Annotated in this window: 30 protein-coding genes; 19 read left to right on the plus strand and 11 right to left on the minus strand. The window is 45.6% G+C overall.

Going from position 1 to position 26255, the window contains the following annotated elements; translation table 11 throughout:
- Positions 1-47 precede the first annotated feature (47 nt).
- Both J0M30_03230 and J0M30_03235 read left to right on the plus strand, forming a co-directional pair.
- Positions 48-758, plus strand: a complete 711-nt coding sequence (locus tag J0M30_03230; protein ID MBN8666488.1) for a sulfite exporter TauE/SafE family protein — start codon at positions 48-50, stop codon at positions 756-758.
- 29 nt (positions 759-787) lie between these two features.
- Positions 788-1159 carry an MGMT family protein gene (locus J0M30_03235; protein ID MBN8666489.1) on the plus strand — a complete coding sequence of 124 codons (372 nt, stop codon included), beginning with the start codon at positions 788-790 and terminating at the stop codon, positions 1157-1159.
- A gap of 37 nt (positions 1160-1196) precedes the next feature.
- Here the strand turns inward: J0M30_03235 and J0M30_03240 are convergent, their stop codons facing one another.
- The gene (locus tag J0M30_03240) at positions 1197-1418 is read right to left on the minus strand and encodes a hypothetical protein (protein MBN8666490.1); all 222 of its coding nucleotides are present in this window, start codon (positions 1416-1418) and stop codon (positions 1197-1199) included.
- Positions 1399-2112: a tRNA (guanosine(46)-N7)-methyltransferase TrmB gene (trmB, locus tag J0M30_03245; protein ID MBN8666491.1), complete on the minus strand. Its 714-nt coding sequence runs from the start codon at positions 2110-2112 to the stop codon at positions 1399-1401. The genes J0M30_03240 and trmB overlap by 20 nt, the downstream gene beginning before the upstream one ends.
- A 480-nt stretch (positions 2113-2592) precedes the next feature.
- Here trmB and J0M30_03250 point away from each other — a divergent pair, with 480 nt between their 5' ends.
- Together J0M30_03250 and J0M30_03255 are read left to right on the plus strand one after the other, a co-directional pair.
- Positions 2593-3066: an Lrp/AsnC ligand binding domain-containing protein gene (locus J0M30_03250; GenBank protein ID MBN8666492.1), complete on the plus strand. Its 474-nt coding sequence runs from the start codon at positions 2593-2595 to the stop codon at positions 3064-3066.
- Between the two features lie 196 nt (positions 3067-3262).
- Complete coding sequence (locus J0M30_03255) at positions 3263-3682, plus strand: hypothetical protein (protein ID MBN8666493.1); 420 nt, start codon at positions 3263-3265, stop codon at positions 3680-3682.
- A gap of 92 nt (positions 3683-3774) precedes the next feature.
- Here J0M30_03255 and J0M30_03260 read toward each other — a convergent pair whose 3' ends face one another.
- From J0M30_03260 to J0M30_03270, 3 genes are read right to left on the minus strand one after another with little or no spacing between them, the layout of a single operon-like run.
- Positions 3775-4860: an ABC transporter permease gene (locus tag J0M30_03260; protein MBN8666494.1), complete on the minus strand. Its 1086-nt coding sequence runs from the start codon at positions 4858-4860 to the stop codon at positions 3775-3777.
- A gap of 33 nt (positions 4861-4893) precedes the next feature.
- Positions 4894-6015, minus strand: a complete 1122-nt coding sequence (locus tag J0M30_03265; protein MBN8666495.1) for a glycosyltransferase — start codon at positions 6013-6015, stop codon at positions 4894-4896.
- A gap of 24 nt (positions 6016-6039) precedes the next feature.
- Positions 6040-6855, minus strand: a complete 816-nt coding sequence (locus J0M30_03270; protein MBN8666496.1) for an alpha/beta hydrolase — start codon at positions 6853-6855, stop codon at positions 6040-6042.
- Between the two features lie 74 nt (positions 6856-6929).
- On the opposite strand from J0M30_03270, the gene J0M30_03275 reads away from it, so the two are divergent.
- Positions 6930-7370 (plus strand): MarR family transcriptional regulator, encoded by a 441-nt coding sequence (locus J0M30_03275; protein MBN8666497.1) that lies wholly within the window; start codon positions 6930-6932, stop codon positions 7368-7370.
- Positions 7371-7400: 30 nt separating this feature from the next.
- Positions 7401-9194: an acyl-CoA dehydrogenase family protein gene (locus J0M30_03280; GenBank protein ID MBN8666498.1), complete on the plus strand. Its 1794-nt coding sequence runs from the start codon at positions 7401-7403 to the stop codon at positions 9192-9194.
- 5 nt (positions 9195-9199) lie between these two features.
- On the opposite strand, the gene J0M30_03285 is transcribed toward J0M30_03280, so the two are convergent.
- The gene (locus tag J0M30_03285) at positions 9200-9958 is read right to left on the minus strand and encodes a hypothetical protein (GenBank protein ID MBN8666499.1); all 759 of its coding nucleotides are present in this window, start codon (positions 9956-9958) and stop codon (positions 9200-9202) included.
- Positions 9959-10235: 277 nt separating this feature from the next.
- Here J0M30_03285 and J0M30_03290 point away from each other — a divergent pair, with 277 nt between their 5' ends.
- On the plus strand, positions 10236-11267 hold the full coding sequence (locus tag J0M30_03290) for a 2-oxoacid:ferredoxin oxidoreductase subunit beta (GenBank protein MBN8666500.1): 1032 nt from the start codon (positions 10236-10238) through the stop codon (positions 11265-11267).
- A gap of 8 nt (positions 11268-11275) precedes the next feature.
- Here the strand turns inward: J0M30_03290 and J0M30_03295 are convergent, their stop codons facing one another.
- Positions 11276-11851 (minus strand): ribonuclease HII, encoded by a 576-nt coding sequence (locus J0M30_03295; GenBank protein ID MBN8666501.1) that lies wholly within the window; start codon positions 11849-11851, stop codon positions 11276-11278.
- Positions 11852-12014: 163 nt separating this feature from the next.
- Between J0M30_03295 and J0M30_03300 the strand changes: the two genes are divergently transcribed.
- Both J0M30_03300 and J0M30_03305 read left to right on the plus strand, forming a co-directional pair.
- Positions 12015-13082, plus strand: coding sequence for a COX15/CtaA family protein (locus J0M30_03300; GenBank protein ID MBN8666502.1), 1068 nt, complete (start codon positions 12015-12017; stop codon positions 13080-13082).
- 47 nt (positions 13083-13129) lie between these two features.
- Positions 13130-15382, plus strand: coding sequence for a patatin-like phospholipase family protein (locus tag J0M30_03305; protein MBN8666503.1), 2253 nt, complete (start codon positions 13130-13132; stop codon positions 15380-15382).
- Here J0M30_03305 and J0M30_03310 read toward each other — a convergent pair.
- From J0M30_03310 to J0M30_03320, 3 genes are read right to left on the minus strand one after another with little or no spacing between them, the layout of a single operon-like run.
- Positions 15366-16262, minus strand: a complete 897-nt coding sequence (locus J0M30_03310) for a YegS/Rv2252/BmrU family lipid kinase (protein ID MBN8666504.1) — start codon at positions 16260-16262, stop codon at positions 15366-15368. The genes J0M30_03305 and J0M30_03310 overlap by 17 nt on opposite strands.
- Before the next feature lie 57 nt (positions 16263-16319).
- Positions 16320-17369 (minus strand): ketoacyl-ACP synthase III, encoded by a 1050-nt coding sequence (locus J0M30_03315; GenBank protein MBN8666505.1) that lies wholly within the window; start codon positions 17367-17369, stop codon positions 16320-16322.
- 45 nt (positions 17370-17414) lie between these two features.
- Positions 17415-18308: a PIG-L family deacetylase gene (locus J0M30_03320; protein ID MBN8666506.1), complete on the minus strand. Its 894-nt coding sequence runs from the start codon at positions 18306-18308 to the stop codon at positions 17415-17417.
- A gap of 131 nt (positions 18309-18439) precedes the next feature.
- On the opposite strand from J0M30_03320, the gene J0M30_03325 reads away from it, so the two are divergent.
- The 10 genes from J0M30_03325 (at position 18440) to J0M30_03370 (ending at position 24958) form a co-directional block, all read left to right on the plus strand.
- On the plus strand, positions 18440-19072 hold the full coding sequence (locus J0M30_03325; GenBank protein MBN8666507.1) for a methyltransferase domain-containing protein: 633 nt from the start codon (positions 18440-18442) through the stop codon (positions 19070-19072).
- Positions 19073-19173: 101 nt separating this feature from the next.
- Positions 19174-19716, plus strand: coding sequence for a hypothetical protein (locus tag J0M30_03330; protein ID MBN8666508.1), 543 nt, complete (start codon positions 19174-19176; stop codon positions 19714-19716).
- Between the two features lie 34 nt (positions 19717-19750).
- Entirely contained in the window at positions 19751-20227 is a 477-nt protein-coding gene (locus J0M30_03335; GenBank protein MBN8666509.1) for a DUF664 domain-containing protein, read from the plus strand.
- A gap of 107 nt (positions 20228-20334) precedes the next feature.
- Complete coding sequence (locus tag J0M30_03340) at positions 20335-20988, plus strand: hypothetical protein (protein ID MBN8666510.1); 654 nt, start codon at positions 20335-20337, stop codon at positions 20986-20988.
- 66 nt (positions 20989-21054) lie between these two features.
- Positions 21055-21567: a class IV adenylate cyclase gene (locus J0M30_03345; protein ID MBN8666511.1), complete on the plus strand. Its 513-nt coding sequence runs from the start codon at positions 21055-21057 to the stop codon at positions 21565-21567.
- An 81-nt stretch (positions 21568-21648) separates the two neighbouring features.
- Positions 21649-23100: a glycoside hydrolase family 30 protein gene (locus J0M30_03350; GenBank protein MBN8666512.1), complete on the plus strand. Its 1452-nt coding sequence runs from the start codon at positions 21649-21651 to the stop codon at positions 23098-23100.
- A 10-nt stretch (positions 23101-23110) separates the two neighbouring features.
- The gene (locus J0M30_03355) at positions 23111-23635 is read left to right on the plus strand and encodes a GNAT family N-acetyltransferase (GenBank protein ID MBN8666513.1); all 525 of its coding nucleotides are present in this window, start codon (positions 23111-23113) and stop codon (positions 23633-23635) included.
- Positions 23636-23758: 123 nt separating this feature from the next.
- Complete coding sequence (locus J0M30_03360) at positions 23759-24304, plus strand: TIGR00730 family Rossman fold protein (protein MBN8666514.1); 546 nt, start codon at positions 23759-23761, stop codon at positions 24302-24304.
- A gap of 17 nt (positions 24305-24321) precedes the next feature.
- Complete coding sequence (locus J0M30_03365; GenBank protein ID MBN8666515.1) at positions 24322-24636, plus strand: DUF2752 domain-containing protein; 315 nt, start codon at positions 24322-24324, stop codon at positions 24634-24636.
- Positions 24596-24958: a TM2 domain-containing protein gene (locus tag J0M30_03370; GenBank protein ID MBN8666516.1), complete on the plus strand. Its 363-nt coding sequence runs from the start codon at positions 24596-24598 to the stop codon at positions 24956-24958. The genes J0M30_03365 and J0M30_03370 overlap by 41 nt, the downstream gene beginning before the upstream one ends.
- 189 nt (positions 24959-25147) lie before the next feature.
- Here the strand turns inward: J0M30_03370 and J0M30_03375 are convergent, their stop codons facing one another.
- Positions 25148-26131 (minus strand): alpha/beta hydrolase, encoded by a 984-nt coding sequence (locus J0M30_03375; protein MBN8666517.1) that lies wholly within the window; start codon positions 26129-26131, stop codon positions 25148-25150.
- Between the last annotated feature and the right edge of the window lie 124 nt (positions 26132-26255).

Genomic DNA, 26255 nt, shown 5'->3' on the forward strand with positions numbered 1-26255 from the left:
CTTATGGCTGGTTACGCTTAGTTCTTGTTCAGATAGCAAATCAAATTTTGTCCATTATTGAAACCATATCTGCCGCTTTCCTGATGGGGCTTGTAGGAAGTCTCCACTGTGTAGGCATGTGCGGGCCTTTGGCCCTGGCATTGCCGGTGTCTCATGCCAATGATGGGAACAGACTGTTGGGCGGATTGGTCTATAATTCCGGCAGGATTATTACCTACGGGGCCATGGGTGTGGTACTGGGTTTGGCGGGACAGTTTCTTTTACCCGTGACCTGGTTACAGACCTTGTCGATCGTATTTGGCGTTATCATCTTACTTTATCTTTTTCTACCGGTAAAGAGGATCACGAGTTCAGTTTCTTTTCTATCATCGTTAAATAAACCCTTTCTGGCTTTGCGGCAGGCCATGGGTAAATTGTTTACCCGGCAAAAATTCAGCTCACTATTCTCCATTGGGTTGTTGAATGGTCTGTTGCCCTGCGGACTTGTTTACCTCGCTATTTCTTCTTCCTTTATTACCGGGAATGCCTGGAAAGGAGGCATGTTCATGATATTCTTTGGCCTGGGAACTTTACCGTTGATGCTGGCCACTGTTTTCTTTGGGAGTTATATGAACCAGCAGATCCGCTCCAGGCTTCGCCGCGCAGTGCCTGTTTTTCTGTTTGTGATGGCGGCCCTTTTGATCTTACGCGGTATGGGGCTTGGTATTCCCTATGTGAGCCCGGCCTTTCATCAGCCGGAAGCCGTGGGGTGCCATTAAGATTTCACCGCTGTTCGTATCTTCATTCTATGCCGCTAAAATCTATTCGCCCTTCCGGTGATACAGAAGAGAATTTTTTTACACTTGTTTACCAGGTAGCGCGACAAATTCCCAAGGGGAGGGTAACTTCTTATGGTGCTATTGCTGCCGCGCTGGGCGCAAAATCTTCAGCGCGTATGGTAGGTTGGGCCATGAATGGTTGTCACAAAGTTCGACCAAAGGTTCCTGCTCATCGTGTTGTGAACCGCAATGGGATGCTTACAGGCAAAATGCATTTTGATCCGCCGGGCAAAATGGCGGAATTACTAAAGAAGGAAGGCGTGAAAGTAAAGAATGATAAAGTGGTGGATTTTGATACGCTTTTCTGGGATCCAATGGAAATTGAAAATGATTTATCGTAAGTCCGGGCGAAAATCCGTCAAATAAATCCCCTGGCAATTAAGGCCTGGGCTCTTCGGTCCTTCGACCTCTGTCTTGTGACTTTTCTCTTCTCAACTCACTTTTTCTTGGTTCGGGAACACTTTCATAGCTATAGGGGCAATGCAGGCATCCCATACCACAGCAATAGCCTTGTTCCAGGTGGTATTGTTCGGTGAGGACAATAAACCCGTCGTCATTCCGGTAATAATGAATCCCTTCTTTAAGCGGTTGCTCCTTCATGTTCTTTCAGGTATTGCTGTAATGATTTATCCTGCTCAGGGCCCGGCAATGGGTCGGGCAGGGAGAATTTCAGATAATGGGTACGTTGGCTACCAGCGATATCGAGTGATTCATAATAGGTTTTAATAGACAGTTCCGGCCCCGGGTCATCTGTATCATACACATTTGGATTGTCCACCCACAAGGTACATCCATATCTTTCGATTATGGTCTTTGTAAAGGCATACAGGGCCGGGCTATCGGTCTTAAGGTGTATAAAACCACCGGGAGCAAGAAATTGTTGATAGAGACGAAGGAATTTGGGGTGGGTAAGCCTTTTTTTGGCCTTGGAAGTACGTAATTGCGGGTCGGGGAAGGTGATCCAGATTCCGGCAACCTCTCCCGGGGCAAAATAGGTATTGATCTTATCGATCTCGGTTCGCAGAAAAGCGACATTGTTTAACCCCTGGTCCAGCGCTTTTTTTGCCCCGATATAGATCCGGTTTCCCTTGATATCCACGCCAATAAAGTTCTGATTAGGGTACAAAGCGGCCAATCCCAGTGCATATTCGCCTTTTCCACAGGCCAGCTCCAGCGTCAGGGGGTTGGAATTACCAAAATGCCCTGGCCATTGACCGGGCATGGATGGGGGGAATTGAAGAACATTGGGAAATGATTTAATCGCTTCGAAGCGGATGAGTTTCTTGTGACCCATGTGGCAAATATATAGCAGGATTGACCAGGATTTTTGGATTGAACAGGATTGAGGGATTGACCAGGATTGATATCTATATTAAACGATTAAAGGATTGAGGGATTGATATCTTACAGGTATCAATCCCTCAATCCTTTAATTTTAAAATCCAGGTAATCCTGGTCTTGCTGTAGGGGGAGGAGTCGAACCTCCACGGGGCAGTTAGCTCTTGCACAAAGATTTAGTGGTCAATCCTGGTCGGCCTGACGGTCGGCTCTATGCAAGGTTTATCCTGTTGTCCCCACCCTCGAGACGAGAGGGCATGTCTGCCAAAAAGTTTCATCACCCCACAGTATAATCGTATTCGATAAGAACTTGATAGAACAAAAATAAAGAAACACCCCCATTCATTCCAAATTTTTCAACAAAAAATAAAAAACTATTGAAATTATCTAATATTTTACTAATTTAGTTTGAAATTGTTTAAAAAAGATATCAAATATGGCCGCTAAATTGAATCTTGACAAACTGGATCTGCAGATCATCAACCACATGATGGATGATGCTTCGATTTCGTATGCCGATCTGGGTAAGAAACTCTTTGTTTCGGGGGGTACCATCCACGTCCGGATCAAAAAGCTTCAGGAAATGGGTATTGTCAAAGGTACAAGGCTTCATGTAGATACCAAGGCCCTGGGATATGATGTGAATGCCTTTATCGGGATCTTTCTTGAAAAGAGTTCGCTCTATGATAATGTTGCACGTGAACTGGGTAAGATACCCGAAATCGTTAGACTAAATTATACTACGGGCAACTATTCCATGTTTGCAGAAGTGGTGTGTAAGGATATTGACCATTTTCGCCAGGTGCTTCATTATCAACTTCAAAAAGTGAAGGGGATCGAACGTACCGAAACCCTGATCGCCCTGGAGGAGAGTATTAACAGGAATGTGCAGGTGGGGGAGGAAAGATGACGGAGGACAGATGACGGAGGACAGATGACAGAGGACGGATGAGGAATCCGGGGTCAGGGGTCCGAAGTCTATCCCCTTTACCTCTGTCATCCGTCATCTGTCATCTGTCCTCCAACATCCAACCTCCACCCCCCAACCCCTTCCCTAAATCCCAAATAAATCCTATCTTAGTTCTCTTATTTTAATGAAAATGATCATGAGAAGATTTCCAGCCCTATTGTTTGCCACCATCGTGCTGATCTTTGGTGTTGCCGGAAAATGTAGCAAAGGTGGTGGTGGTGGTACACCTACCCCTCCGGAAGCTAATCTCGCTGTTACTTTGAATCCTCCGGTGGGATCAAATCAGGCAGCTGCCCTCGGCCCCGATTTCCCGCTTTCCGTAACCATTACTTCAACCATGCCACCTCAGGGTGTTACTATTGAAGTGACTGCCAAAGTGGAAAACGCAACAACCAACTTCTATGCACCTGCTATTACAAGCACCAGTGCCACCGTTTCCAACTTTACAATCACCAATACACCTGTTGCCTCTACCTGCGTAGTGACCGTAACAGTAACTTCGAAGACAAAGGCCACGAATAAGTGGACCGGGTCGTATCGATACTCCAGGAAATAATAATTAGTAAAAAAGAAATAAAGAACATAAAAAAAGGAATCAGGCACTACCTGATTCCTTTTTTTATATTCTTTATTTCTTATTACCTATTTTCAACCCTCTCTCACATCTACCGCATCTCTCAGTGCATTTCCCAATAAATTAAAAGAAAGCACCAGCAACATAATGGCAACGCCTGGTGCTAATGCCAGGGAAGCATTTTGCGTAATGATAAAATTGTAGTTTTCTTTTATCATCAATCCCCAACTGGGTTGAGGAGGTTGAACACCAATACCTAAAAAACTCAATCCCGCTTCGATCACAATGGCCGAAGCGAAATTTGAAGCAGCAATCACCAGTACCGGTCCAATGATATTGGGAAGTATATGCCGGAAAATGGTCCGCGCATGCGAATACCCCATCACACGGGTAGCTTCAATGTATTCCAACTCCCGGATTCCCATCACCTGCCCGCGTACCAGTCTGGCCACATTCACCCACATCGTCAATCCAATGGCGACAAAGACCTGCCAGAAGCCTTTTCCTAAAACCAAAGTGATGGCAAAGACCAGCAGCAAGGTGGGAATACTCCAGATCACATTGATGAACCACATGATGAAATCATCGGTTTTTCCTCTGAAATAACCGGCCAGGGCCCCCAGTATCACGCCAATGCTGAGCGAAAGCAACACCGTGATCAACCCTACGCCAAGACTCACCCTTGTTCCAACCATCAACCGGCTCAGGATATCACGTCCATATTGATCGGTGCCCAGAAAAAACTTTTTATTTACTACCGGATCTGATGCCAATGCGCTCAAGGGATAAACCTGGGTCTCTGTCAGGGTTTCATCAATGCGTTTCTGTACCCGTATACTGTCACCTACATGTTCATGGGTGGTGATGGGCAGATAGGTCCAGGTTTCCTCTTTTCCATAGAGTAGGCGGGAAAAGAAACCCGAACTATTCAATTCTTTTTCTTTTTTGATCCGGAGAAAGGTTTGCCTGAACCCGGGTGATTGACCACCGATCTCCAGGATCATCCGGTTGGCAAAAGGACTTGGATCCGGTGCCAGGAAATAAGCAAAAACGGCGATGATGATACTTATGGAAATGATGAAAAGTCCACCTACCGCACCCTTATTACGGCGAAGCTTTTTCCAGATGGAACGGCCGGGCGATATGGCAGTGGAGGACATGGAGGAAAGATAAATATTATTAAACTATGCCCCTCATTTTACACGACGGCCTTTCCAGGAATAACGACCAAACTGACCCAGCCATCCCGCTATAAGAGTGTACAGAATATGAAGAGGCTGTAAAATGGGGAAGTAACCCATTAAGTTGCTATCCTGATAAAAACGGGCCACAGAAGAAACAAAGGGAAGCTCAATCAGGGTTTTTAAGATCAATAAAACACAGGCCATCCAAAAAGCCGATTGCTGGAAAAAAGAAAGGAAGAATAGGACAGGAATGACCAGATTGAAAAGATATACCGCCAATAACACAAGGAAAAGAGATGCCTGTTTGTAATAGGTGGCTTTACTCGCCCAACGGATACGTTGATGTATAAATTCAGTCCAGCTATAGGCGGGCTGCGTAACCACCACGGCTTCTTTGGCCAAAAGATAATGCGCCGAACCAGGGAAAGCCTGTTGGATCTTCTGCATCAGGAGCATGTCATCACCCGATGCAATATGATCGATGCCGCTAAACCCCTGCACAGTTTGAAAAGCGGTTTTTTTATAAGCAAGATTGGCACCATTGCACATATGCATAAAACGTCCATGTACGGCTCCGGCGGTGATCCCTTGCAGGGTTATGAAATCAAGCGCCTGAAAAATTTGTAATAGAGAATGATCATGCGCCATGCGCACCGGGGCCACCACCATTTGCGGGTTTCGGTCGGCAATAAAACGGGAGAGGGTACTCAGCCATTGAGGGCCGGGGACACAATCCGCATCGGTGGTAAGGATCCATTCATACCGGCCTTGGGCTATGCCTTCGTTCAGGGCCCTTTTTTTATAGGAATTATGGTCTTTTCCAGTAAGCCGGATCAATTTCACCTGATCATATCGCGCCACTACCTGCGCGGTATGATCCGTAGAATCGTCATCCACTACAATGACCTCCCACAAAGAAGGGTCAAGATCCTGTTTACGCAAAGCATCTAGTAGTAACCCTATGCGCGTCTCTTCGTTTCGTGCCGGAATGATGATAGAAAAGCGGATATCGGCAGTCGGGGGATGATCATTTTTATAAACAGGTACCGCTCTCCACCTGGAATGCAGAAAGAGGATCAGTCCTGCATAAACAAGAAACAATAAGGAGGCACCTATAAAGAGAACGACCATACTGGCAAATCTACTCCATAGCCTTTAGGGTAACAAAAGAGGCAGAAGTGCGGAGATGTGTTTTTCGTGCAAGACCTGATGTCCGGATTCGATGATATGCAAGGAGCAGGTAGGTCCAACTGCTTCCTGAAACCGATAGCCACGGTGAGGAAGAATGATACGGTCATGCCGGCCATAGATAAGAGTAACCGGGATGGGTTCTTTTTTTACCTGCACCGCTATTCGTTTCAGATCGGGTTTGATCTTTCGCAATGTGGTCCACCGGCGATACAGATCGATCCGTACCTGCGGATTGCCAATGTAGTAGTTTACAAATTTGTAAATACTCGAATTGATCAGTTTGAACCTGTTAAGTCCCCGAAGAAAATAGAGAAAGATACCCGGATGCCGCATGGTGAATTGAAAAAGACGGTTGCCGGGTATGGTTTGGGTAGAAAGCCAATACCAGAAATTCACTTTCAAGCCATCCGGCGCCAATAAAATGATCTTGTTAATCTTGTTTGGATGATCCTGGTAATACTGAAGAACCACCCGCCCACCAAGGCTATATCCCATCAGGGAGAGGTTATTCCCCGGCTTGTATCCACATGCATTTAATACCAATTCAATGACCTGGTTCCAACCTGGGAGGTCAAGATCTGCTTCCTGCCAATCCGTTTCCCCATGAAAAGGAAGATCAATGGCCAGGATCCTGAAATGATCACCCAGGTATTTTTCCAAAAAAGCAAAGGAACCTGCATTTTCTCCATACCCGTGAAAACAAAGCAGGAAATGATTCCCTTGTCCCCCAAGCTGGTAGGCGATTTTAGACTGGTTATATGCAACAATTCCCGAAACCATGCCTACAAACGAAGGAAAAAATTTTGAAAACCGGATAGAAATATTAACTTTGAATTAGTTGCACAAACAACTATATGCCAAACAACCAATTTAAAAAAGGAGAGCTTTACAGTTTTATCACGGGTAAAGCCTCTACTGCAATAGCCCGGCGGTTACAGAAGAAGTTCAATGGATCGGACCTGAACTTAACGATTGAGCAATGGAGTGTTTTATACCATTTGTGGAAGCAGGATGGGATCAGTCAGCAAGAGTTGTGCAATGCCACCTATCGGGACAAGCCCAGTATTACCCGGCTGGTTGACAATCTTGAAAAGTTAAACCTGGTCAAACGTGTGCCTTCGGCGCATGACCGGCGTATCAACCTGATCTATTTGACCAAACAGGCGCAGAAATTGCAGGAACAGACCATGGAGTTGGCGGAGGAGACCTTGAATGAAGCGTTGGTCACTGTGCCTGCCGATAAGATCGAAGTGTGTAAAGAGGTTTTGCAGATCGTGTATGACAATTTGAAATAATTCATTTTTTAAACGCATAACATTTAGTCTATGGCAACAGAAACAACAACGGTACAGGTACCCAAAGGCGCCGAATGGCTGATCAAACCATCCTCGTCTGCCGATACTTTTATTCCGGAGGAGTTTACCGAGGAGCAGAAGATGATTCGTGACATGTGTAATCAGTTCCTGGACATGGAAGTGATGCCCAACCTGGACCGCATTGACAGCCTGGAACCAGGTCTCATGCGTTCGCTGGTACAAAAGGCGGGTGAACAGGGATTGTTGTCGGTTTCCTTTCCGGAGGAATATGGCGGTTTGGGAAAGGACTTTATCACGTCCACCATTGTCAATGACTATTTGGGCGCGGGCCATTCATTTTCCGTAGCCATTGCCGCACATACGGGTATTGGCACTTTGCCTATTTTGTATTTTGGAACGGAGGAGCAAAAGAAAAAATATATCCCTAAACTGATCAATGGGGAATGGGCCGGGGCGTATGGACTGACTGAACCCAATAGCGGATCGGATGCCTTGGGGGCTAAGACCAGTGCCAAACTGAGTGCAGATGGTAAACACTATGTTTTGAACGGGCAGAAATGCTGGATCACGAATGGAGGTTTTGCCGATGTATTCACCGTTTTTGCCAAAATAGATGGAGACAAATTCACCGGCTTTATAGTGGAAAAAGGAACACCCGGATTTACACAGGGACCGGAGGAGCATAAGATGGGTATCAAAGGATCATCCACGGTTCAGTTGTATTTCCAGGATTGCCAGGTACCTGTTGAGAATGTACTGGGTGAGATTGGCAAAGGGCATAAGATCGCGTTTAACATTCTGAACATTGGCCGGTTGAAGCTTTGTGCGGCTGCACTGGGCGGCGCCAAAAGAGCGTTGACTGAAACAGTTAATTATGCCATTACGCGTGAGCAGTTCAAACAACCGATTTCCAATTTTGGCGCCATCAAACATAAGCTTGCTGAAATGGCGATCCGGATCTTCACCTGTGAAAGCGCCCTATATCGCACGGCCGATCTGATTGATAGAAAGGAACATGAATTATTGGCGGCCGGTCAATCGTTTAGCGAAGCTTTATTGGGTGGGGCAGAGGAATATGCCATTGAATGTGCCATGCTGAAAGTGAATGGTTCTGAAGTATTGGATTATGTGGTGGATGAGGGCGTGCAGGTGCATGGTGGTAACGGATTTAGCGCGGAGTATAATATTTCGCGGGCTTATCGCGACAGCCGGATCAACCGGATATATGAAGGGACCAATGAGATCAACCGCTTGTTGACCCTGGATATGACTTTGAAACGTGCCATGCAGGGCCGCCTCGATCTGATGGGACCAGCCATGTCGATTCAGAAAGAGCTGATGAGCATTCCTGATTTTGGTTCTGGCGAAGAAGAAGCTTTTGCCGCCGAAAAGAAACTCATTGCCAACCTGAAAAAAGCAATTCTGATGACGGCGGGTGCAGCGGTACAGAAACTGATGATGAAGATCGAAAGTGAGCAGGAGATTCTGATGTCGATCGCTGATATGGCCATTGAGACCTATAATGCGGAGAGCGTACTGTTGCGTGTAATGAAGCTGGTGGAAAGAGATGGGGAGCAAGCGCATCAATTGAACCTGGATATCATGCGGACCTATTTGTTTGATGCGGCAGATAAGGTCAATAAATCAGGGAAAGATGCCATCAATGGTTTTGCCGAAGGCGATGAATTGCGAATGATCCTGATGGGATTGAAGCGGTTTACCAAGGCAGAGCCTTTTAATACCAAAGCAGCACGCAGACGAATAGCGGATAAGATGATCGAAGAGAAGAGGTATTGTTTTTAATTGATTCAATTATATCTCCAATACTCGGCTGTCTCCTTTTTGGGGGCAGCCTTTTTTATGCCGTTACGGTCTTCTGAAAAAATTTCGGAAAGTTCCCGGCGGGTCGTATGAACCTCTTCCAGTTTTCGTATCCGCTTGTTTTCAGTTACAAGACCTATAGCGAGAATGGTATTGTAAAGAATGGATACGATAAAATACAGCATAAAGGTATCTTCTGTGGCCTTTACCTGGAGTAAATAGTGAATGATATAGATAATTGTAAAGCAGGAATAAGCAAGGAGAATGGCCGATGCCAGGATTGCCTTTCCATACGCCTTTTGATAGGTAGTGGCGATCTTAATACGATGTATGAAGAAGGTAGAACTAAAGAAAAGTACCAGGGCCAGTCCGGGTGCCATGGAAACAGCGATCGTATCCACGGTAAGTTTCTGCATATATAACAAAACACCCACCTCAAACATTATATAAAGCAGGGTTAGCCTTTTCATCCATTTGCTCTGATTGGCTGATTTTGCAAAAAGGAGCAGGAAGGTCATCATCAGGGGTACATCAACGAGGTTATTGGCCAGGCCAATAAAGTTTTCTACCCGGGTAGGCAGGTTGATGATGTCTTCCGTCATCAGGCTATAGGCAAAGGTGATAAAACAGTAGATGAGAAGAGCAAGATATACCCGAAACCGGTACAAGCGGAAATACACCAACAGGAATACCGGGGCAAACAATGCAATCGTTGAAAGTAGACCTATAAAATACTGCGTGCTCATGGTCTGGTTTTGATAGGATAAGTGTTTCTATGTAAAAATAACGACCGCCACCCTTAGCTGTTGCATGAATCGTAACCTTCTTTTTAAAATAAAGTAAAACCGCTCCGGCCCCGCGTATTTTTACGCGATTTTTTTATGTTATTTTTTGGATTCTAAGGTTTTATAAGGAATTTTGCCGGGTTATCCAAGGACGAAAATCAGGTCATTTTTTGTCAAATCACGATCTTCTTCCTCCCGGAATTTTGTTAATTTTCAGGTCAAATTATAATTCCAACAAATGTCTGCAGAAGCTGCCCAACCAATATCCTTGACCGCCAAGGATTTTGCTACCGATCAGGAAGTGCGCTGGTGTCCCGGATGTGGAGATTATTCCATTCTCGCCCAGGTTCAGAAAGTGATGCCCACGTTGGGTATTCCCAAAGAAGATATCGTCATCGTTTCAGGAATCGGATGTTCTTCGCGTTTCCCATATTACATGAATACGTATGGGATGCACTCGATCCATGGTCGCGCAACCGCGATTGCCAGTGGATTAAAAGCATCGCGTCCGGAGTTGAGTGTTTGGATAGTTACTGGTGACGGCGACAGCCTGAGTATCGGCGGTAACCATACCATCCATTTGTTGCGCCGCAATTTTGATGTGAATGTGTTGCTCTTCAATAATCAGATCTACGGGCTGACCAAGGGCCAGTACTCACCTACATCAGAAATGCAGAAGGTGACCAAGTCAACTCCCTACGGAAGTATTGACCATCCTTTTAATCCCCTGGCCCTGGCCATGGGAGCCGATGCTACCTTTATTGGCCGTAGCATGGACCGCGACCCCAAGCACATGCAGGCCATGCTGCTTCGGGCAAGTCAACATAAAGGTTCTTCATTCCTTGAGATCTACCAGAATTGCAACATCTTTAATGATGGGGCATTTGAAATATTTACTGAAAAATCCAGCAAAGCCGAAGAGACCCTCTTCGTGGAACAAGGCAAACCACTTGTCTTTGGCGCCAATAGCGACAAAGGGATCAAGCTCGACGGATTTACTCCCAAAGTGGTTAAGCTGGGTGAAGGATATAGCGCCGATGACCTATGGATACATGATGAAGCGGATATCTATAAGGCCCAGGTGCTGGTCCGCATCTTTGACGACCCGCGTGCAGGTAACCATCTGCCCAGACCTTTTGGTGTATTCTATCAAACACAACGCCCCTGCTACGAAGACATGATGGCAATTCAGGTTGATGAAGCCAAGGCCAGGAAGCCGGCCGACTTGGATAAGCTGTTAAGGGGGAATGAGGTTTGGACGATCAACTAGTGCAATTCTCAAATTATTTTAAAACTCTTCCGATGGTACGCGCATAGCCCGTGTTCCTCGATCGCCTGGCGATGGGCCAGCGTTCCATAACCTTTATTGGATAGCCAGTTGTACTGCGGAAATTCCTCATGCAGTTTCTTCATGTATTCATCCCGATGAGTCTTTGCCAGGATCGACGCAGCGGCAATGGAAGCATAGGTGCCATCTCCTTTTACAAAACAACGGTGTGGAATACCGGGGTATTTGATAAAACGATTTCCATCTATCAGCAATAACCCCGGCCGTTGCGAAAGTCCGGTGATAGCCTGGTGCATGGCCCGGATGGAAGCCTTTAATATATTTATTTCATCTATTTCCTGATGTGAAACAGAGGCCACCTGCCAGGCAATGGCTTTTTCCTCGATCACCATACGGAGTTCATCCCGATGCTTTTCAGGGATCTTTTTTGAATCATTGAGCAGGGGATGGTAGAAATCGGGTGGTAATATGACCGCCGCCGCATAAACCGGTCCCGCATAACAACCCCGCCCGGCTTCATCACACCCGGCTTCGATCATGTATTCCTGGAAAAATGGCTGGAGCATTTACAGGGGCAAATTAGGGAATCCGGGTTATTAAAACCACAACCGATGTTATACTGAAACATCGGCCTAAGAAACCTGATCGAAAACTTCGCCGGCGATCTGATAAAATAAGTTGAACAAAACCGGGTAAATCCTTTTACCGCATTCTACCTTTGTTCCCTGTATGGACAGGCAATTTGAATCAGCAGGAGCAAAGAAGGTAGCGATCTGGATCCTTGTGGGGGTAGCCATGGTCATTGTGCAAGTGGTATTGGGTGGGGTTACCCGGTTAACCGGATCCGGTCTCTCCATTACCGAATGGGATGTACTTACCGGCACCCTTCCTCCTCTGTCGCACAGCGCCTGGCTGGCTGCTTTTGAAAAATACAAAGCCACCCCTCAGTTCAACCTGCTCAATTTTGATATGACCCTGGGGGATTTCAAATTCATTTATTTCTGGGAATGGTTTCACCGGCTTTGGGCCCGGCTGATCGGCGTTGTTTTTTTGATCCCCTTCTTCATCTTTCTGCGAAAAGGATATATCCGTTCCAATATGGTCAAACCCCTGATCATTCTCTTTTTGCTTGGAGCCATGCAGGGTGCAGTGGGTTGGATCATGGTGGCAAGTGGGTTGGAAGGTGATGCGATCTATGTTGCACCCATAAAACTGGGACTTCATTTTGTACTGGCCCTTGCACTTTTTGCCTACCTGTGTTGGTTTGCGTTACAGCTTTGGGTGCCCAGACAGGAGCTTCGCGTTCACCGTGGCATTCACACCCAGACCTGGGTGATACTGGCCTTGCTAATGATTCAGCTATTCTTTGGCGCCCTGATGGCCGGACATAAAGCCGCGACGGCCGCCCCTACCTGGCCCGATATCAATGGTGAGTGGATACCGCAACTTGTATTTCAGCCGGCAGATGGTTGGTTAAGTCTGGTAGAAAACAGGATCACCATTCATTTTGTCCACCGGGGAATCGCCTACCTATTGTTCTTACTTGTAATATGGCAAAGCATCCGGGTATACCGATTCTCCCGTCGCCAGGGTTTAATTGGAAAAACCTGGTACATCCCGCTTGTCCTGGTATTGATACAATTGCTGCTGGGCATCCTATCCGTTTTAAAAAGCCCGGGTATCGTTCCCGGTCGTTGGGGATTGTTTGAATGGATGGCTCAACTTCATCAAATAGTGGCCATGTTTTTGCTATTGTCCCTCCTGATGAGCGCTTACCTGATGCGGAGAAAAGCCTAGAGTGTTGTATCTTTCATAGCGCCTTCCCGGTTAAACAATCTTCCTGCATGAAGCGAAAAGCGATTCAAAGCTGGTTCAGCGGACTTCTTTATTCATTTCCCGTACAATTGGTATTTCTGCATTTCAGGAAGTACCAGATCCTTCTGTTGTTCTGGTTCATTTTGTTTACTACGGTCAACAGTTCTTTCATGCATGGGTTTGGCGCCGACTCCCTTTATCTTGCTCCCGAATATCTGGGCGATGTGAATGCCGTAGCTTCAGCTATTGTAGGAATGGCTTTTGGGATGTTCATCATGAGTTGGAATATTACCACCTTCATTCTCTTTAGCCGACAGTTTCAGTTTCTTGCGGCCACCACCAATCCATTTTTAAAGTACTGTATCAATAACAGCCTGATCCCGATCTTTTTTCTGGTATTTTATTTTTTTAAAGCCTACTCCTTTGGCCGGTATAAAGAATTATTTTCCACCAATGAGATACTCTTTCTAACAGGCGGTTTTTTATTTGGACTTGTCTTGATGCTGGCCGCTTCCTTTGCATATTTCTTTGGGGCCGACCGGACGATCTTTAAACGTTTACAGCCGATCATCAACAATCCAAAAGAGTATATCCAATCGATTAAACCGGTTGCGCGGGAAGTTGGTGATGATAGCCTGATGCGGGTAAAATCATACCTGAACACACCGTTATCCCCGGCAAAGCCCCGAAAAGTCGGGCACTATACCCGGCAATACATTGATACAGTTTTTAAACAACACCACTTTGCCGCCGTGCTTTCGGTATTCATTGCCTTTCTTTTTTTAATCCTGATTGGTTTTTTTCTTGAAGTACGGTTGTTTCAGATCCCAGCCGCGGCCAGTATCACGGTGGCTTTCGCCATCCTGATCGGTCTAAGTGGAGCCTTTACTTATTTTTTGCAAAGCTGGAGTATACCCTATCTCCTTTTACTCGTGGTTATACTGAATATTTTTTATCAAAAAAATTGGATCGATCCACGCAACAAAGCTTATGGCCTCAATTACCAGAACAATACCGAGCGGCCGGTATATGGACAGGAGACATTGCGACAGCTTGCTTCTCCGGCAAATATCACGGCTGACAGTTTGCAAATGATCGGCAAATTGGAGAAATGGAAGGCCCGGCAAAAGGAAGAGAAACCGATATTCACCATTTTATGTACCAGCGGTGGTGGAACAAGAAGTGCCACTTTTACCCTGAGTACCCTGCAACAACTCGATAGTCTGACTGCAGGGGAGATCATGCGCAATACCTTTCTGATCACGGGTTCATCGGGCGGCATGATCGGGGCCACTTATTTCCGGGAATTGTACCGGCAGCGTGAACTTGGCTCACCCATTAAAGTACAGGACAGCAGGTATGTGGATGATATTGCCCGCGATCTTTTGAACCCCCTGTTCTCTTCCTTTGTGGCGCGTGACCTGGTTTCACCGGCGCACAAATTTAAAGTTGGACCATACACCTATGCCAAGGACAGGGCTTACGCCTTTGAGAATAAATTGGATGAAAACACACATGGTTTTTTAAATAAACAATTGGGGGATTATAAAGAAGACGAAGACAACGCGCGGATACCATTGATCTTTTTTAATTCTGTGATCACGCGTGACAGCCGCAAGCTGGTAGCTTCCACCCAGCCTGTTCGCTTTATGATGCAGCCATTGCAGGATTCTTTGCGTGTACCCAGACTGGAGCCGGACGCGCTTGATTTTGTCAGCTTCTTTGCCCAGCAGGACCCCTACAACCTTCGGATATTAACTGCCCTTCGGATGAATGCCACTTTCCCGGTGGTATTGCCTAATGTGTGGTTGCCATCCAAACCGGTTATTGATGTGATGGATGCCGGATTGAGGGATAATTATGGACAGGAGACTGCACTACGGTTTCTTACTTTCTTTGATGATTGGCTGCAAAAGAATACCAGAGGGGTGATGATCATCCAGATCCGGGACCGCAAACCCGGAAGTTGGGATTACCCGTTTGAATCGGAGAATGTCACCGATCATTTGACCAAACCATTCTTACTCCTTCAACACAATTGGTATAAGATGATGGAGTTTTCCCAAAATGATGTGCTTAGTTATTATGCGGCACAGCATCCTGGTGCGGTTAAGATCAATTTTCTGTATACATCGGCCAAAGAGGACAGCAAGGCGGCATTGAATTTTCATCTTACCCGCCGCGAAAAAGCGGATATTCTTCAATCGATCCGCTCACCATATAACCGGGAGAATTTTTTACGGGTAAAGGAGGTGCTGACAAAACCTAAGCCGGACAAATAAGCCGAAAACAGCCTGGTTTGATCTCTATATTCAGTTCGTCGGGCGTATTGGCCGGGTCTCCATCAATATGCAGGGGAGCCTGGTCATTATTAATGATCCGGAGTGTTTGGGTTTGAAAATAAATGATCGGTTGATTAAGAGAAGACTCCAACCCTTTTAACCGTCCGGCCAACACCTGTCGGATCAGGTTGAAAAGCAGCATAGGCTTGGCCGTTTTTTTTACGATCACTACATCCAGCATGCCATCTGATAAAAGGGCTTCGGGCGCGATCGTTACATTATTTCCAAATTGATTGCTATTGGCGATACTGATAAAGAAGGCTTCGCTGGGAAAACGAAAGCCTCCATTTTCAATGATGAATTGATAGGGTTTTGCCGAAAAGAAATTGCGGCTAACAAGGGAAGCATAGGTTCCCAGTCCTCTTTTGGGTTGATGCGCGAATTCATGTGCTACTTTGGCATCAAATCCCAATCCTGCCAGCATACAAGCGAACTGTCCATTGAGCGTAAAACCATCAATGGCCCTGGCTACTCCGTCAAAGATTACGGCCAGTGCTTTTTTGGTATCTTTTGAAATGCCAGCTGCCAATGCGAGACCATTTCCCGATCCGCAAGGGATGACACCAAAGCGAAGGTCAAGGTCCATCAAACCATTCACGACCTGGCTTACTGTGCCATCGCCTCCGGCAATCGCAACATCTGTAACTCCTTCTTTGCGTACAATGGGATGAAGAAAACTGTAATCACCACTGGCTACGCTTGGGTAAATGAGAAAGGGAATTCCCCGCTTTTGTGTTTCTTTTTCCACGAATTGCTGAAGATCCGCTTTGGCCCTTGTGCCGGATATAGGGTTGATGATATAAAGGATCTTGCGTGGCATGGGGGAGCGAAATTATCGAAATATCTTGAAACGTGAGGGGTGAGACCCATCCCTCCCTCACCACTTCAACAACGCACTCGCCCAGGTGAACCCGCTACCAAACGCTGCGAGACAAACGAGATCGCCTTTTTGTATCAGGCCATTTTGCCAGGCTTCGCAGAGGGCGATGGGCACGGAGGCGGCGGTGGTATTGCCGTAGCGTTGGATATTATTATAAACCTGATCATCGCGAAGACCGAGTTTTTTCTGTACAAACTGACTGATGCGTAAGTTGGCCTGATGCGGGATGAGTACTTTAATATCAGCGGGTGTATATCCATTGGCCTGTAGGGCTTCCATGATCACAGCCGGAAATTTTTCCACGGCGATCTTGAAAACAGTTGGCCCATCCATATTGGGAAAATTTTGTGCGTTATCGATCATGGCATGGCTCATGAACATTTCCCCAATCTCTGCTTCTGTGAAATCGGCCAGTTTTTGTGAGGACCAATGATTGGCATGTGTACCGGGGTTATACATGGCGAGAATTTCCGCGTTGCCACCATCGCTGTGAAGGTGAGAACTCAGAATGCCTTGTTCGGGATCATCGGTGGGTTGTAATACAACGGCACCGGCGCCATCGCCAAAGATCACAGATACATTTCGGCCGCGGGTAGAAAAGTCAAGACCAAATGAATGTTTCTCACTCCCGATCACCAGGATATTTTTATACATACCGCTTCGGATGAACTGATCTGCCACACTAAGGGCATATACAAAACCTGAGCATTGGTTGCGTACATCGAGGGCACCGATCTCTTTCATTTTTAACGCCCGTTGAACCAGTACACCACAACCTGGAAAATAATAATCGGGAGACAACGTCGCGAAAACAATAAAATCAATATCCTGCGGGGTGATGCCAGCCCTTTCAATGGCCACTTTGGCGGCTTCAATGCCCATGGTGGCAGTAGTTTCTTCGGTGCGATGCGCGTATCGACGCTCTTTAATTCCTGTTCTTTCCTGAATCCATTCGTCACTTGTTTCCATGTATCGGGTAAGGTCCTGGTTGGTCATTACATTCGATGGGACATACATTCCGATGCCGGCGATAAAGGAGCGGGGCATAAGCGATCGTTTTGGGGAGGGAAGTTAGGGTAAAATCGCGATTTACTATTCACGCTCCACCACTCTGAAAAACTCCCGGTCAAATATTCCGAAATAGGTGTCGGCATCAAATTCTTCAAAATAGGGAATGAACTTGCGTAGGTTTTTGCGTACATCTTCCGGATAAGCGAGCAGATAAGCCATTTTATCTTCTCCAAAAGGTCGGATCGACACCTGGGTGGTTGGCGCGGGCATCCCATTGATGCCATACATCTTATTGGCGATTTCACTGGCATTGGGATAACCCCATTTTTGCATCCGGATTTTCAACCAGGTATCAACGATCTCCTTTTCCATGTGGTCAGTATATACGGATTGGTAAACACGCTGGGCGGATAATGTATTTTGCTGAAACAGATCGAGAGTAAGCTGGCTGATAAAGATATGTTCGGGATGCCCATAACCCCCTTTTACATTGTCGAGGGTAAAAATTACAGAAGGATTGAACGCGTTTATTTTTTCAATAAGAGCATTTTTCACCTTCTCCGAGTAAAACTGTTCTTTGAATTGTTCCCGTGGAATGGGCAGGTAGGGATTTTTCATTGTATCGAGACCTTTTCGATATAGTCCATCAGCCAATATTTCCCGATTTCCTTCACAGATTAATACCGCAGGATGAATATTGGTTCCTTTGGCTTGGTGAGTGGTAAAACTTAGTTGCCAGATCTTCCAGCCTTTTGATTTTAATTTAGCGATCGTTCCGGCCATGGCACAATCATCATCATCATGTGCCACTATGATCAGTGCATTCTTATTGGAAATTGTGTCCAGGTACTGGTCTTCGGGAAAGGTTTCTGTGGCGGCAAAGCTGCGGAGTTCGTCCAGGGTAGGCTTTTTCTGACCACAACTGAATAAAAACGTCAATAGAATAAGAATACCGGCAATAGGCATCTTTTTCATGTAGGTTGGTTTGGGTTTAAATAAATTTGTGCGGTGGTTGCAGAGGATAGTGGAGTTCGAACCGCTACCTAAACGGCAGGTAGGATGAAAAATTGTTTTTTAAATGTTAATGAGTTATAACAATTTGGTTTATGAGTGTTCAAAAGGCATATGATCAGTGGGCATCTCAGTATGACAGCAATGAGAACAGAACGCGTGATCTGGAAGCCCGGTCATTACGGGAAACCTTATCTGCTATTGAATTTGATTCCTGCCTGGAGTTAGGTTGTGGTACCGGAAAAAATTCTGCCTGGCTGGCTGCAAGAACGAGCGATTTGCTATCCGTTGATCTTTCCGGGGAAATGCTGGCGAGGGCGAGGGAAAAAGTAAAAGATCCACATGTACAGTTTAAACAGGTTGATCTTTTGGGAGAATGGAGTTTTGCAGAGAAAGGGTATGATTTGGCTGTTTTTAGTTTGGTGTTGGAGCATATAGAGGATCTTACTGAAGTGTTTCGCAAACTGGCAAAAGCGGTCAAACCTGGAGGATATGTATATATTGGAGAATTACACCCCTTCAAACAGTATACGGGATCTAAAGCCCGGTTTGAAACAGAGCATGGAACGCAGGTAGTAACCTGTTATGATCATCATCTTTCGGATTTTACCATGGCTGGGGAACTTAGCGGCTTTCGTGTGGTAACTTTAAGGGAGTATTTTGATGGGGAGGCAAAAGAAGGTGTGCCCCGAATTTTGACGATCTTGTTTCAAAAGGGTGGAATTTAAATGTCGCAGTAGGCGACTTTCTATAGGTGTGGAAGCGGAGGTTCCGCACAGCATCACTGGAATTTCAAATCAGTATATGTTAGGTAAATTCATGGGAAGTCATGTCAGCAAAAAATACAGCTTTACTATTTTTATCGTTCCTTTTCATTACTACAAACTGTGATGGACAAAAGGACTCCCTTTCAAGCTGGCAGCAGTTGAAAGTTGAAAGATTTAGTATTTACCACCCCAAAGAACTGAATGTTGATACATCAGGGAGAATGGGGACTATTTTTATATTAAAGACTCCCTTGGAAGATAGTTCAGATAAGTTTTTAGAAAATTTCAACCTAATTGGAGTTCATGATGTTCTAAATGATTTTTCAATTAAGGAATGGGGTGAGGCAAACGTTAGGACGCTTGCCAGCTTCCTGAGAAATGTCAAGGTTATTTGGGAAGACACTATCGCTTTTTCAGGCGAGACAATCTATAAAGCTATTTACGATTTTCAATCTGAGTTTAAGAATTTGAGAACCATACAATATTATTTTAAACGAAAAGAGAGTTTTTATATATTAACATTCGCTTCGGAAAGAAAAGCATTTGGAAGGTATGAGGAATTTGCCTTAAAACTAATGTCTACTTTTTCCATAGCGGCCGATTGAATGCTTTTTGTAATATTATCAGTAAAATAGAAACATGACAACCTGCCAACAACTCGCTAAACACCTGCGTGAGGTTCATTTTGGGAAAAACTGGACCTGGGTGAACATGAAAGATTCTTTGGCCGGGCTTTTCTGGAAACAAGCCACTCAAAAAGTGGGCGATTTTAATACCATCGCCGTGCTGGTCAATCATTGCACCTACTATGTTCGGATCCAGCATAAAGTATTGTCAGGGTTACCCCTGGAAGGAAATGACCAATTGAGTTTTGAGGTGCCAGCCATTCAATCACAGAAAGACTGGGACGCTTTTTTGGAAAAAACCTGGGAGGAGGTAGAAGCACTGGCGCAACTTATTGAGCAAATGCCGGAAAGCCAATTGAACGAGATCTTCAGGGAGAAAAAGTATGGCACGTACCACCGAAACCTGATGGGCATGATCGAACATACCCATTATCATCTGGGGCAAATGGTTTTACTGCGAAAATGGATAGAGTCGAATCCAGAGAAATAAAGAAGTACATTGAATAAACCGATTGATATTAACGTATCCTTGTAGTTAATTGGTTTTTTGTTAACAGGAAAGAAATACAGTTTTACAGCTCATCAAAACCAAAACGTATGAAACGATTCTTACTTGCTATTGCTATTATTATTTTCTCCATCTCTGCTCAATCACAAATTAAAAAAGGTTCACGCTATGTGGGGGCACAGGTTTCCTACATTTCAGGGAATTATGGTTACAACACCCAGGAGCAACGAAGCAGAAACGCTACGATCGGCGCCTATTTGGGTAAGTTTACCCGGGAAAATCAGGTTGCCGGCATTCAATTTTCCTATTCTAGTGGTAAGGCGGAGACACTCGATAATGGGACGGTTTTATCGGAGAACCTAAATCGAATAATGGAAGCAGGCGTCTTCTTAAGAAAGTATAAGAAACTGGCAAAAGACTTTTATTTTTTCGGCCAAGGGGATATTGCATATCGGGGCGGTAAACAAACGAATCAATTTTCAACCCCCAATTCGGATAATAAAGTCACACAGACCGGGGGATACCTCGCGCTTTCCGCCGGTTTATCTTACCAGGTATTCAATCATTTCTATTTTGAAGTGGGGGTGCCCAATATCTTGCTTTTACAATATACCCATAGCAACCAGGAGGTGAATGGTGTTACCCCGTCCAATTTTAAACAGAATGAATTTCTGTTCCGGTCGTCTTTGCTGAGTAGTTCCGGGCTAAGCACATTTGGTATAGGTTTTCGGGTTATTTGGTAGGGATTGGTCTTGTTTCTCGCGGCGTACGCCGCGAGAAACAAGTATTATATACCTTAATTTTTCATAATGAACATCCGCAACTTTGAATTCAAAGCCCGTGTGCCTGATACCACCCCTTTTGAGGAAATGCTTCTCAAAATGGATCCCGTATTCAAAGGAATCGATCACCAGATAGATACATATTTTAATGTGCCCAAGGGCAGGCTTAAATTGCGTGAGGGTAACATTGAGCACGCGTTGATTCAGTATGACCGCGAGGACCTTGCAGGCAGTAAGCTTTCGCGCGTGGTATTGTATCGCCATTCACCCGACCCGGCGCTGAAACAGATCCTTACGCACCAGTTTGGTGTCAAGACAGTTGTTGACAAACACCGGAAAATCTACTTTATAGGTAATGTGAAATTTCATTTTGACCGGGTGGAAGGACTAGGTCAGTTCATCGAGGTGGAAGCGATTGACTCAGAGAATAAACTTTCCACTGAGGAATTAAAGAAACAATGTGATGGGTATTTTCAGTTTTTTGGATTAAAAGCTGAGGCGCTTCAGGATAGATCGTATAGCGATATGCTGTTACAATGACATTTCTTTCTCCTTGAATGCATATTCACCTTGGTGTCCGCTGCGGGATACAATTCTCCGTAACTTTAGAAAAACCAGAAAATGACCCGCCCGGCCCTCAGCCTTTTACTGCTTTTTCTTTACACCCAGACTATTGGCCAAACCAAGGTTAGTTCCGTTTATACTACGCCTTTTGAGAGCTGGATCTCTGGGCAGCCCGTGCAAATTGATAAGGCCACCAATATGCCACAGGCGGAGGTATATCTTTCCCAGCCATTACAGGCCATAGAAGGATTTGGAACCTGTTTCAATGAATTGGGATGGACATCGCTTTCTGTATTAGCAGAAAAAGACCGGGAGGCTATTCTCCGTGAGATGTTTTCTCCGGGTGTGGGTGCCAATTTTACCATTTGCCGTATGCCGGTAGGCGCCAATGATTTTTCGACAAACTGGTATTCATACAACGAAACCCCGGGTGATTTTGACATGAAGCATTTCACAATTGCCCATGATAAAGAAACACTGATCCCTTTTATACATGCCGCCCAACGCTATAACCCCCGGTTGAAGATCTGGGCATCACCCTGGTCACCCCCTTCCTGGATGAAATATAACGGGCATTATGCTGCAAGAAGTGTGTTGGGAAATGTGGATTTTATCTCTGAAGAGTGGGGCATGGACCTGCGCGGGATCAACAATGGGTTAGTTCCGGAAAAGGAGGGAAAAGAAGGGACGGATATGTTTATTCAGGAGGAAAAGTATTTTAAAGCCTATGCACTTTATTTTAAGCGTTTTGTCGAAGCTTATCGAAAGGAGAAGATTCGTATTCAGATGGTAATGCCACAGAATGAATTCAATTCGGCCCAGGTTTTTCCGAGTTGTACCTGGACTGCCCGGGGGTTGACCAATTTTGTAAGCTATCTCGGTCCGGCCATGAAGGAAGAAGGCGTGGCGCTTTATTTTGGAACCATGGAACGCGGAAACCACAAACTGGTAGACACATTGCTCACCGACCCGCGTACAAAACCATTTGTTTCTGGTGTTGGATTTCAATGGGCCGGGAAGGATGCCATAGCCGCTATCCACCAGCAATACCCCAATCTATCGTTGTATCAGACTGAACAGGAATGTGGAAACAGCAAGAATGATTGGAAACATTGCCTTCATGCCTGGGACCTGATGAAGCACTATCTGACAAATGGGGCAACAGCCTATATGTATTGGAATACCTCGCTGAAACAAGGGGGCATCAGTACCTGGGGTTGGAAACAAAACTCACTGGTAAGTGTGGATACAGTTAACCGAAGCTATACCTACAATCCTGAATATTACTTATTGAAGCATGTAAGTCATTTTGTAAAACCAGGTGCGCGACTTTTGGCCACAGGGGGTGAACTTTCGGATATACTGGCTTTTTTAAACCCGGATAAAAGTGTGGTGATCGTAGTGGCCAATCAAACAAAAGAAACAAAAACCTGCACCATTCGCGTGGGTGAGAAGGAGATTCGACCTATATTGAATCCTGAATCATTTTACAGCTTTCACCTTCAATAACCTTCTTTTCATGAATTATAAAACTTTTGAGACCGACCGTTTGATCATTCGCCCAACCGTAGAGGAGGACGCTGCTTTTATCCTTGAACTATTGAATACCCCCAAATGGATCCAGTTTGTGGGTGACCGAAAGGTGCATACCGAAGCGGATGCCCAGAACTATATCCGTATAAAGATGATGCCTCAATTGGAGCGATTGGGTTATTCAAATAATACAGTGATCCTCAAAGAGGGTATGGTGAAGATCGGGGTATGTGGGCTCTATGACCGGGAGGGCTTGGATGGGGTAGATATTGGGTTTGCTTTTTTACCCGATTATGAAGGGAAAGGCTATGCCTATGAAGCCAGTAGCCGGGTGGTTCGTGCAGCCCGGGAGGATTTTGGTATTACATCTATAAAAGCGATTACTATTGAAGAGAATGCCTCTTCAAGAAGATTGCTTGAACGACTTGGGTTAAAATTTCAGAAAAAAATGTTTTTACAAGATGATCCGGTGGAGCTGTTGTTGTATCAGGTTGACTTTGATCAGGATTAAAGATTTACTGACTGAACGCGAAGAGGTCTGTAAACGCCAGGAATCTTGTGATGAAAAATGTGTCTTAACCCTTGCTAACCTTTCGTCAGGTTGTGTCGGCAGTCATTAAACTAGTTTTGAACAATGAGAATTTGCGTGTACTGCGCTTCAAGCGCCAGGATCGACCCCAAATATTTTGAAGCCACGGAGGTATTGGCCCGTGAATTTGTGAAGCAGGGTGTTGAAGTGGTATATGGAGGCGGCGCCTATGGGCTGATGGGCAAATTGGCGGATACTGTTCTGGAAGAGGGGGGAAAGGTCAAAGGCATCATGCCTCAGTTCATGAATGAGATTGAGTGGCCCCACAAAAAGGTCTCCGATTTTGAATTCACGCGCACCATGCACGAACGTAAGGCGCGTTTTCTCGAAGACATTGACGGGGTGGTAGCCCTGGCTGGGGGTACGGGCACCCTGGAAGAGTTACTGGAAGCGATCACGCTAAAAAGGCTGGGTCAGTTTACAAAACCTATCGTTATCCTCAATACAGCCGGTTTTTATGACCCATTGATACAGATGCTTCAACGTTGTGTGGATGAACGATTCATGGAAGAGCGGCACCTGGAATTATGGACATTTGTGGATGAACCTGGCGATGTGCTGGGTGCGATTCAACGGGATGGACATTTTTAAGTATTTTCATGGTGCATATGTTCAACCTGATAAAGAAAAATTTTGAATTGATCGCCTGGGTAGTCGGACTGACCTACCTGTTCTTTCTCGACATTTCGGGTGGGGAGCACTTCACTCTTTGCTTTTTCCGTTTACTTGGTTTTGAGCATTGCCCGGGTTGTGGAATTGGCCGCAGTATCCACTGCGCCATGCATTTGGACTGGTCATCCAGCTGGTATTACCACTGGTTGGGAATTCCCGCCCTTGGAATTATTATTTTCCGTATCATTACACTCTTAAAAAATAACCTCCATGGAAGGACTTCCTCAAAACCTGCTTATGACCATCCCTGATCTTCAACCTGAAGAGATGATGGGAATTAAAGAATTGACCAAAGACATGACCGATAGCCAGCGACAGAATTTCATTATGCTGTACAGCGGCAAAAGAAAGAAACCACAAGAGATCCTCATTATGGCCTGTATCGGGTTTCTGGGTATCGCCGGTATTCAACGCTTTGTGATCGGCCAGATCGGTATGGGAATACTTTATCTGCTGACCAGCGGTCTTTGCCTCATTGGAACGATCATTGACGTCGTTAACCATAAGAAAATGGCCACCGATTACAATCTGAAACAGATGTATGAGGCGGGAACGATGGCGAAGAGCATGTAGTGAACGACTGGTTGTGAGGCGTGAGACGTGAGGCGTGAATCGTGAGGCGTGAGGCGTGAGGCGTGAGACAAGAATCGTGAAAAGTTGGACTTATGTATAAATCGGTCACCATTCACTATTCACTATTCACTATTCACATCTCACGCCTCACACCTCACATCTCACGCCCCACGCCTCACGTCCCTCGCTTCACATCCCCAAAACCTCCCGCGCAAACCTCTCACACTCCCTTTCCACTGCTGCCACATCCTTTGATTTGATGTAGGAACCTATGACATGATCACCCGCGCCGGGTATGGGAACGGCCTTTTTCAAACTATCGGGTGTACTCAGCTGTCGAAACATCCTTTTCATAGCAGATACTTTTACCACATCATCCTGATGGTCGTCATCCTTGAAATAGTAGAGTAAGAGGGTGGGTTGTTTGACACGCTCAAAGGTTGATTTCTTCATGGTTGTTTCCAGCAATTCTTCCAATTGCACGGCGGCTTCCATGCGATAGGGGGTATTCCAGTATTGTTTGTACAGGCGGGTGGTATCCTTGGGTACATTGTATTTGCCCTGAACTACCCTGGCTATCTGTAATCCCCAGTGATTATTCAGCAACCAGGCATTGGGATCATTGATCTCGATATTCGGGGAAAGCAGGAGCAGGCTGTGTATTTCCGGGTATTCGGCGGCGAGTTTCAATGCCAGGGTTCCACCCGTGGAGGTTGACATGAGGATCACTTTTTTCCCCAGGCGTTTTCCGATGGCATAGGCCTGTTTGGCCGACTCCCACAAATTATCGGCAGTCATATTCAGGAGTTGCTCACTGGTATCGATGCCATGTTCGGCTAACCGTGACAGGTAGAGGTTACAACCAAATTTTTTGGCAAAATTCAGATGGACAGGATCACCCTCTTCCTGCGAAGCGGAAAAACCATGAAGATAGACCACGGCATATTCGGTCATCTCCCGGGTACTATCGTTAAACCAGACTATGCGTGCCTCATTATCCGGGCGCAAACGGTGAGCGGCCTCCTGGCTGCGGATAAAACCCTCCAGTTCTGCTGGCTGCTGTGGCAATTCCGGAAGGGTAACAGCTAGTTTAGGTGAGTTGGGATGGGGTCCAAAAAAATACACAACAATAAAGAGTATGATCAGGATGCCCAGGAATTTGAGGAATCGCATAAGCACTATTTTAATAAAATTAATTATTGCTAATCGATTCCGGGTCACCAACTAAGAGTTAATAATCAATTATTAATAATTAATAATTTGCCCCCCCCGCTTAATTAGCGTACCTTTGCGGCTT

It is taken from the genome of Chitinophagales bacterium (assembly GCA_017303415.1).
Taxonomy (GTDB): domain Bacteria; phylum Bacteroidota; class Bacteroidia; order Chitinophagales; family Chitinophagaceae; genus SpSt-398.

Coding starts and splice junctions, on each gene's coding strand:
- J0M30_03265 (MBN8666495.1), bottom strand. CDS start 6,015: ATGGTCGTTCTCTTTATAGGTGCCTCCTTATTGTTTCTTGTTTATGCA.
- J0M30_03330 (MBN8666508.1), top strand. CDS start 19,174: ATGTCAGCAAAAAATACAGCTTTACTATTTTTATCGTTCCTTTTCATT.
- J0M30_03300 (MBN8666502.1), top strand. CDS start 12,015: ATGGACAGGCAATTTGAATCAGCAGGAGCAAAGAAGGTAGCGATCTGG.
- J0M30_03365 (MBN8666515.1), top strand. CDS start 24,322: ATGTTCAACCTGATAAAGAAAAATTTTGAATTGATCGCCTGGGTAGTC.
- J0M30_03305 (MBN8666503.1), top strand. CDS start 13,130: ATGAAGCGAAAAGCGATTCAAAGCTGGTTCAGCGGACTTCTTTATTCA.
- J0M30_03345 (MBN8666511.1), top strand. CDS start 21,055: ATGAACATCCGCAACTTTGAATTCAAAGCCCGTGTGCCTGATACCACC.
- J0M30_03340 (MBN8666510.1), top strand. CDS start 20,335: ATGAAACGATTCTTACTTGCTATTGCTATTATTATTTTCTCCATCTCT.
- J0M30_03375 (MBN8666517.1), bottom strand. CDS start 26,131: ATGCGATTCCTCAAATTCCTGGGCATCCTGATCATACTCTTTATTGTT.
- J0M30_03255 (MBN8666493.1), top strand. CDS start 3,263: ATGAGAAGATTTCCAGCCCTATTGTTTGCCACCATCGTGCTGATCTTT.
- J0M30_03320 (MBN8666506.1), bottom strand. CDS start 18,308: ATGAAAAAGATGCCTATTGCCGGTATTCTTATTCTATTGACGTTTTTA.
- J0M30_03240 (MBN8666490.1), bottom strand. CDS start 1,418: ATGAAGGAGCAACCGCTTAAAGAAGGGATTCATTATTACCGGAATGAC.
- J0M30_03350 (MBN8666512.1), top strand. CDS start 21,649: ATGACCCGCCCGGCCCTCAGCCTTTTACTGCTTTTTCTTTACACCCAG.
- J0M30_03295 (MBN8666501.1), bottom strand. CDS start 11,851: ATGCTCCAGCCATTTTTCCAGGAATACATGATCGAAGCCGGGTGTGAT.
- trmB (MBN8666491.1), bottom strand. CDS start 2,112: ATGGGTCACAAGAAACTCATCCGCTTCGAAGCGATTAAATCATTTCCC.
- J0M30_03360 (MBN8666514.1), top strand. CDS start 23,759: ATGAGAATTTGCGTGTACTGCGCTTCAAGCGCCAGGATCGACCCCAAA.
- J0M30_03285 (MBN8666499.1), bottom strand. CDS start 9,958: ATGAGCACGCAGTATTTTATAGGTCTACTTTCAACGATTGCATTGTTT.
- J0M30_03325 (MBN8666507.1), top strand. CDS start 18,440: ATGAGTGTTCAAAAGGCATATGATCAGTGGGCATCTCAGTATGACAGC.
- J0M30_03275 (MBN8666497.1), top strand. CDS start 6,930: ATGCCAAACAACCAATTTAAAAAAGGAGAGCTTTACAGTTTTATCACG.
- J0M30_03355 (MBN8666513.1), top strand. CDS start 23,111: ATGAATTATAAAACTTTTGAGACCGACCGTTTGATCATTCGCCCAACC.
- J0M30_03290 (MBN8666500.1), top strand. CDS start 10,236: ATGTCTGCAGAAGCTGCCCAACCAATATCCTTGACCGCCAAGGATTTT.
- J0M30_03315 (MBN8666505.1), bottom strand. CDS start 17,369: ATGCCCCGCTCCTTTATCGCCGGCATCGGAATGTATGTCCCATCGAAT.
- J0M30_03250 (MBN8666492.1), top strand. CDS start 2,593: ATGGCCGCTAAATTGAATCTTGACAAACTGGATCTGCAGATCATCAAC.
- J0M30_03235 (MBN8666489.1), top strand. CDS start 788: ATGCCGCTAAAATCTATTCGCCCTTCCGGTGATACAGAAGAGAATTTT.
- J0M30_03280 (MBN8666498.1), top strand. CDS start 7,401: ATGGCAACAGAAACAACAACGGTACAGGTACCCAAAGGCGCCGAATGG.
- J0M30_03260 (MBN8666494.1), bottom strand. CDS start 4,860: ATGTCCTCCACTGCCATATCGCCCGGCCGTTCCATCTGGAAAAAGCTT.
- J0M30_03370 (MBN8666516.1), top strand. CDS start 24,596: ATGGAAGGACTTCCTCAAAACCTGCTTATGACCATCCCTGATCTTCAA.
- J0M30_03270 (MBN8666496.1), bottom strand. CDS start 6,855: ATGGTTTCGGGAATTGTTGCATATAACCAGTCTAAAATCGCCTACCAG.
- J0M30_03310 (MBN8666504.1), bottom strand. CDS start 16,262: ATGCCACGCAAGATCCTTTATATCATCAACCCTATATCCGGCACAAGG.
- J0M30_03335 (MBN8666509.1), top strand. CDS start 19,751: ATGACAACCTGCCAACAACTCGCTAAACACCTGCGTGAGGTTCATTTT.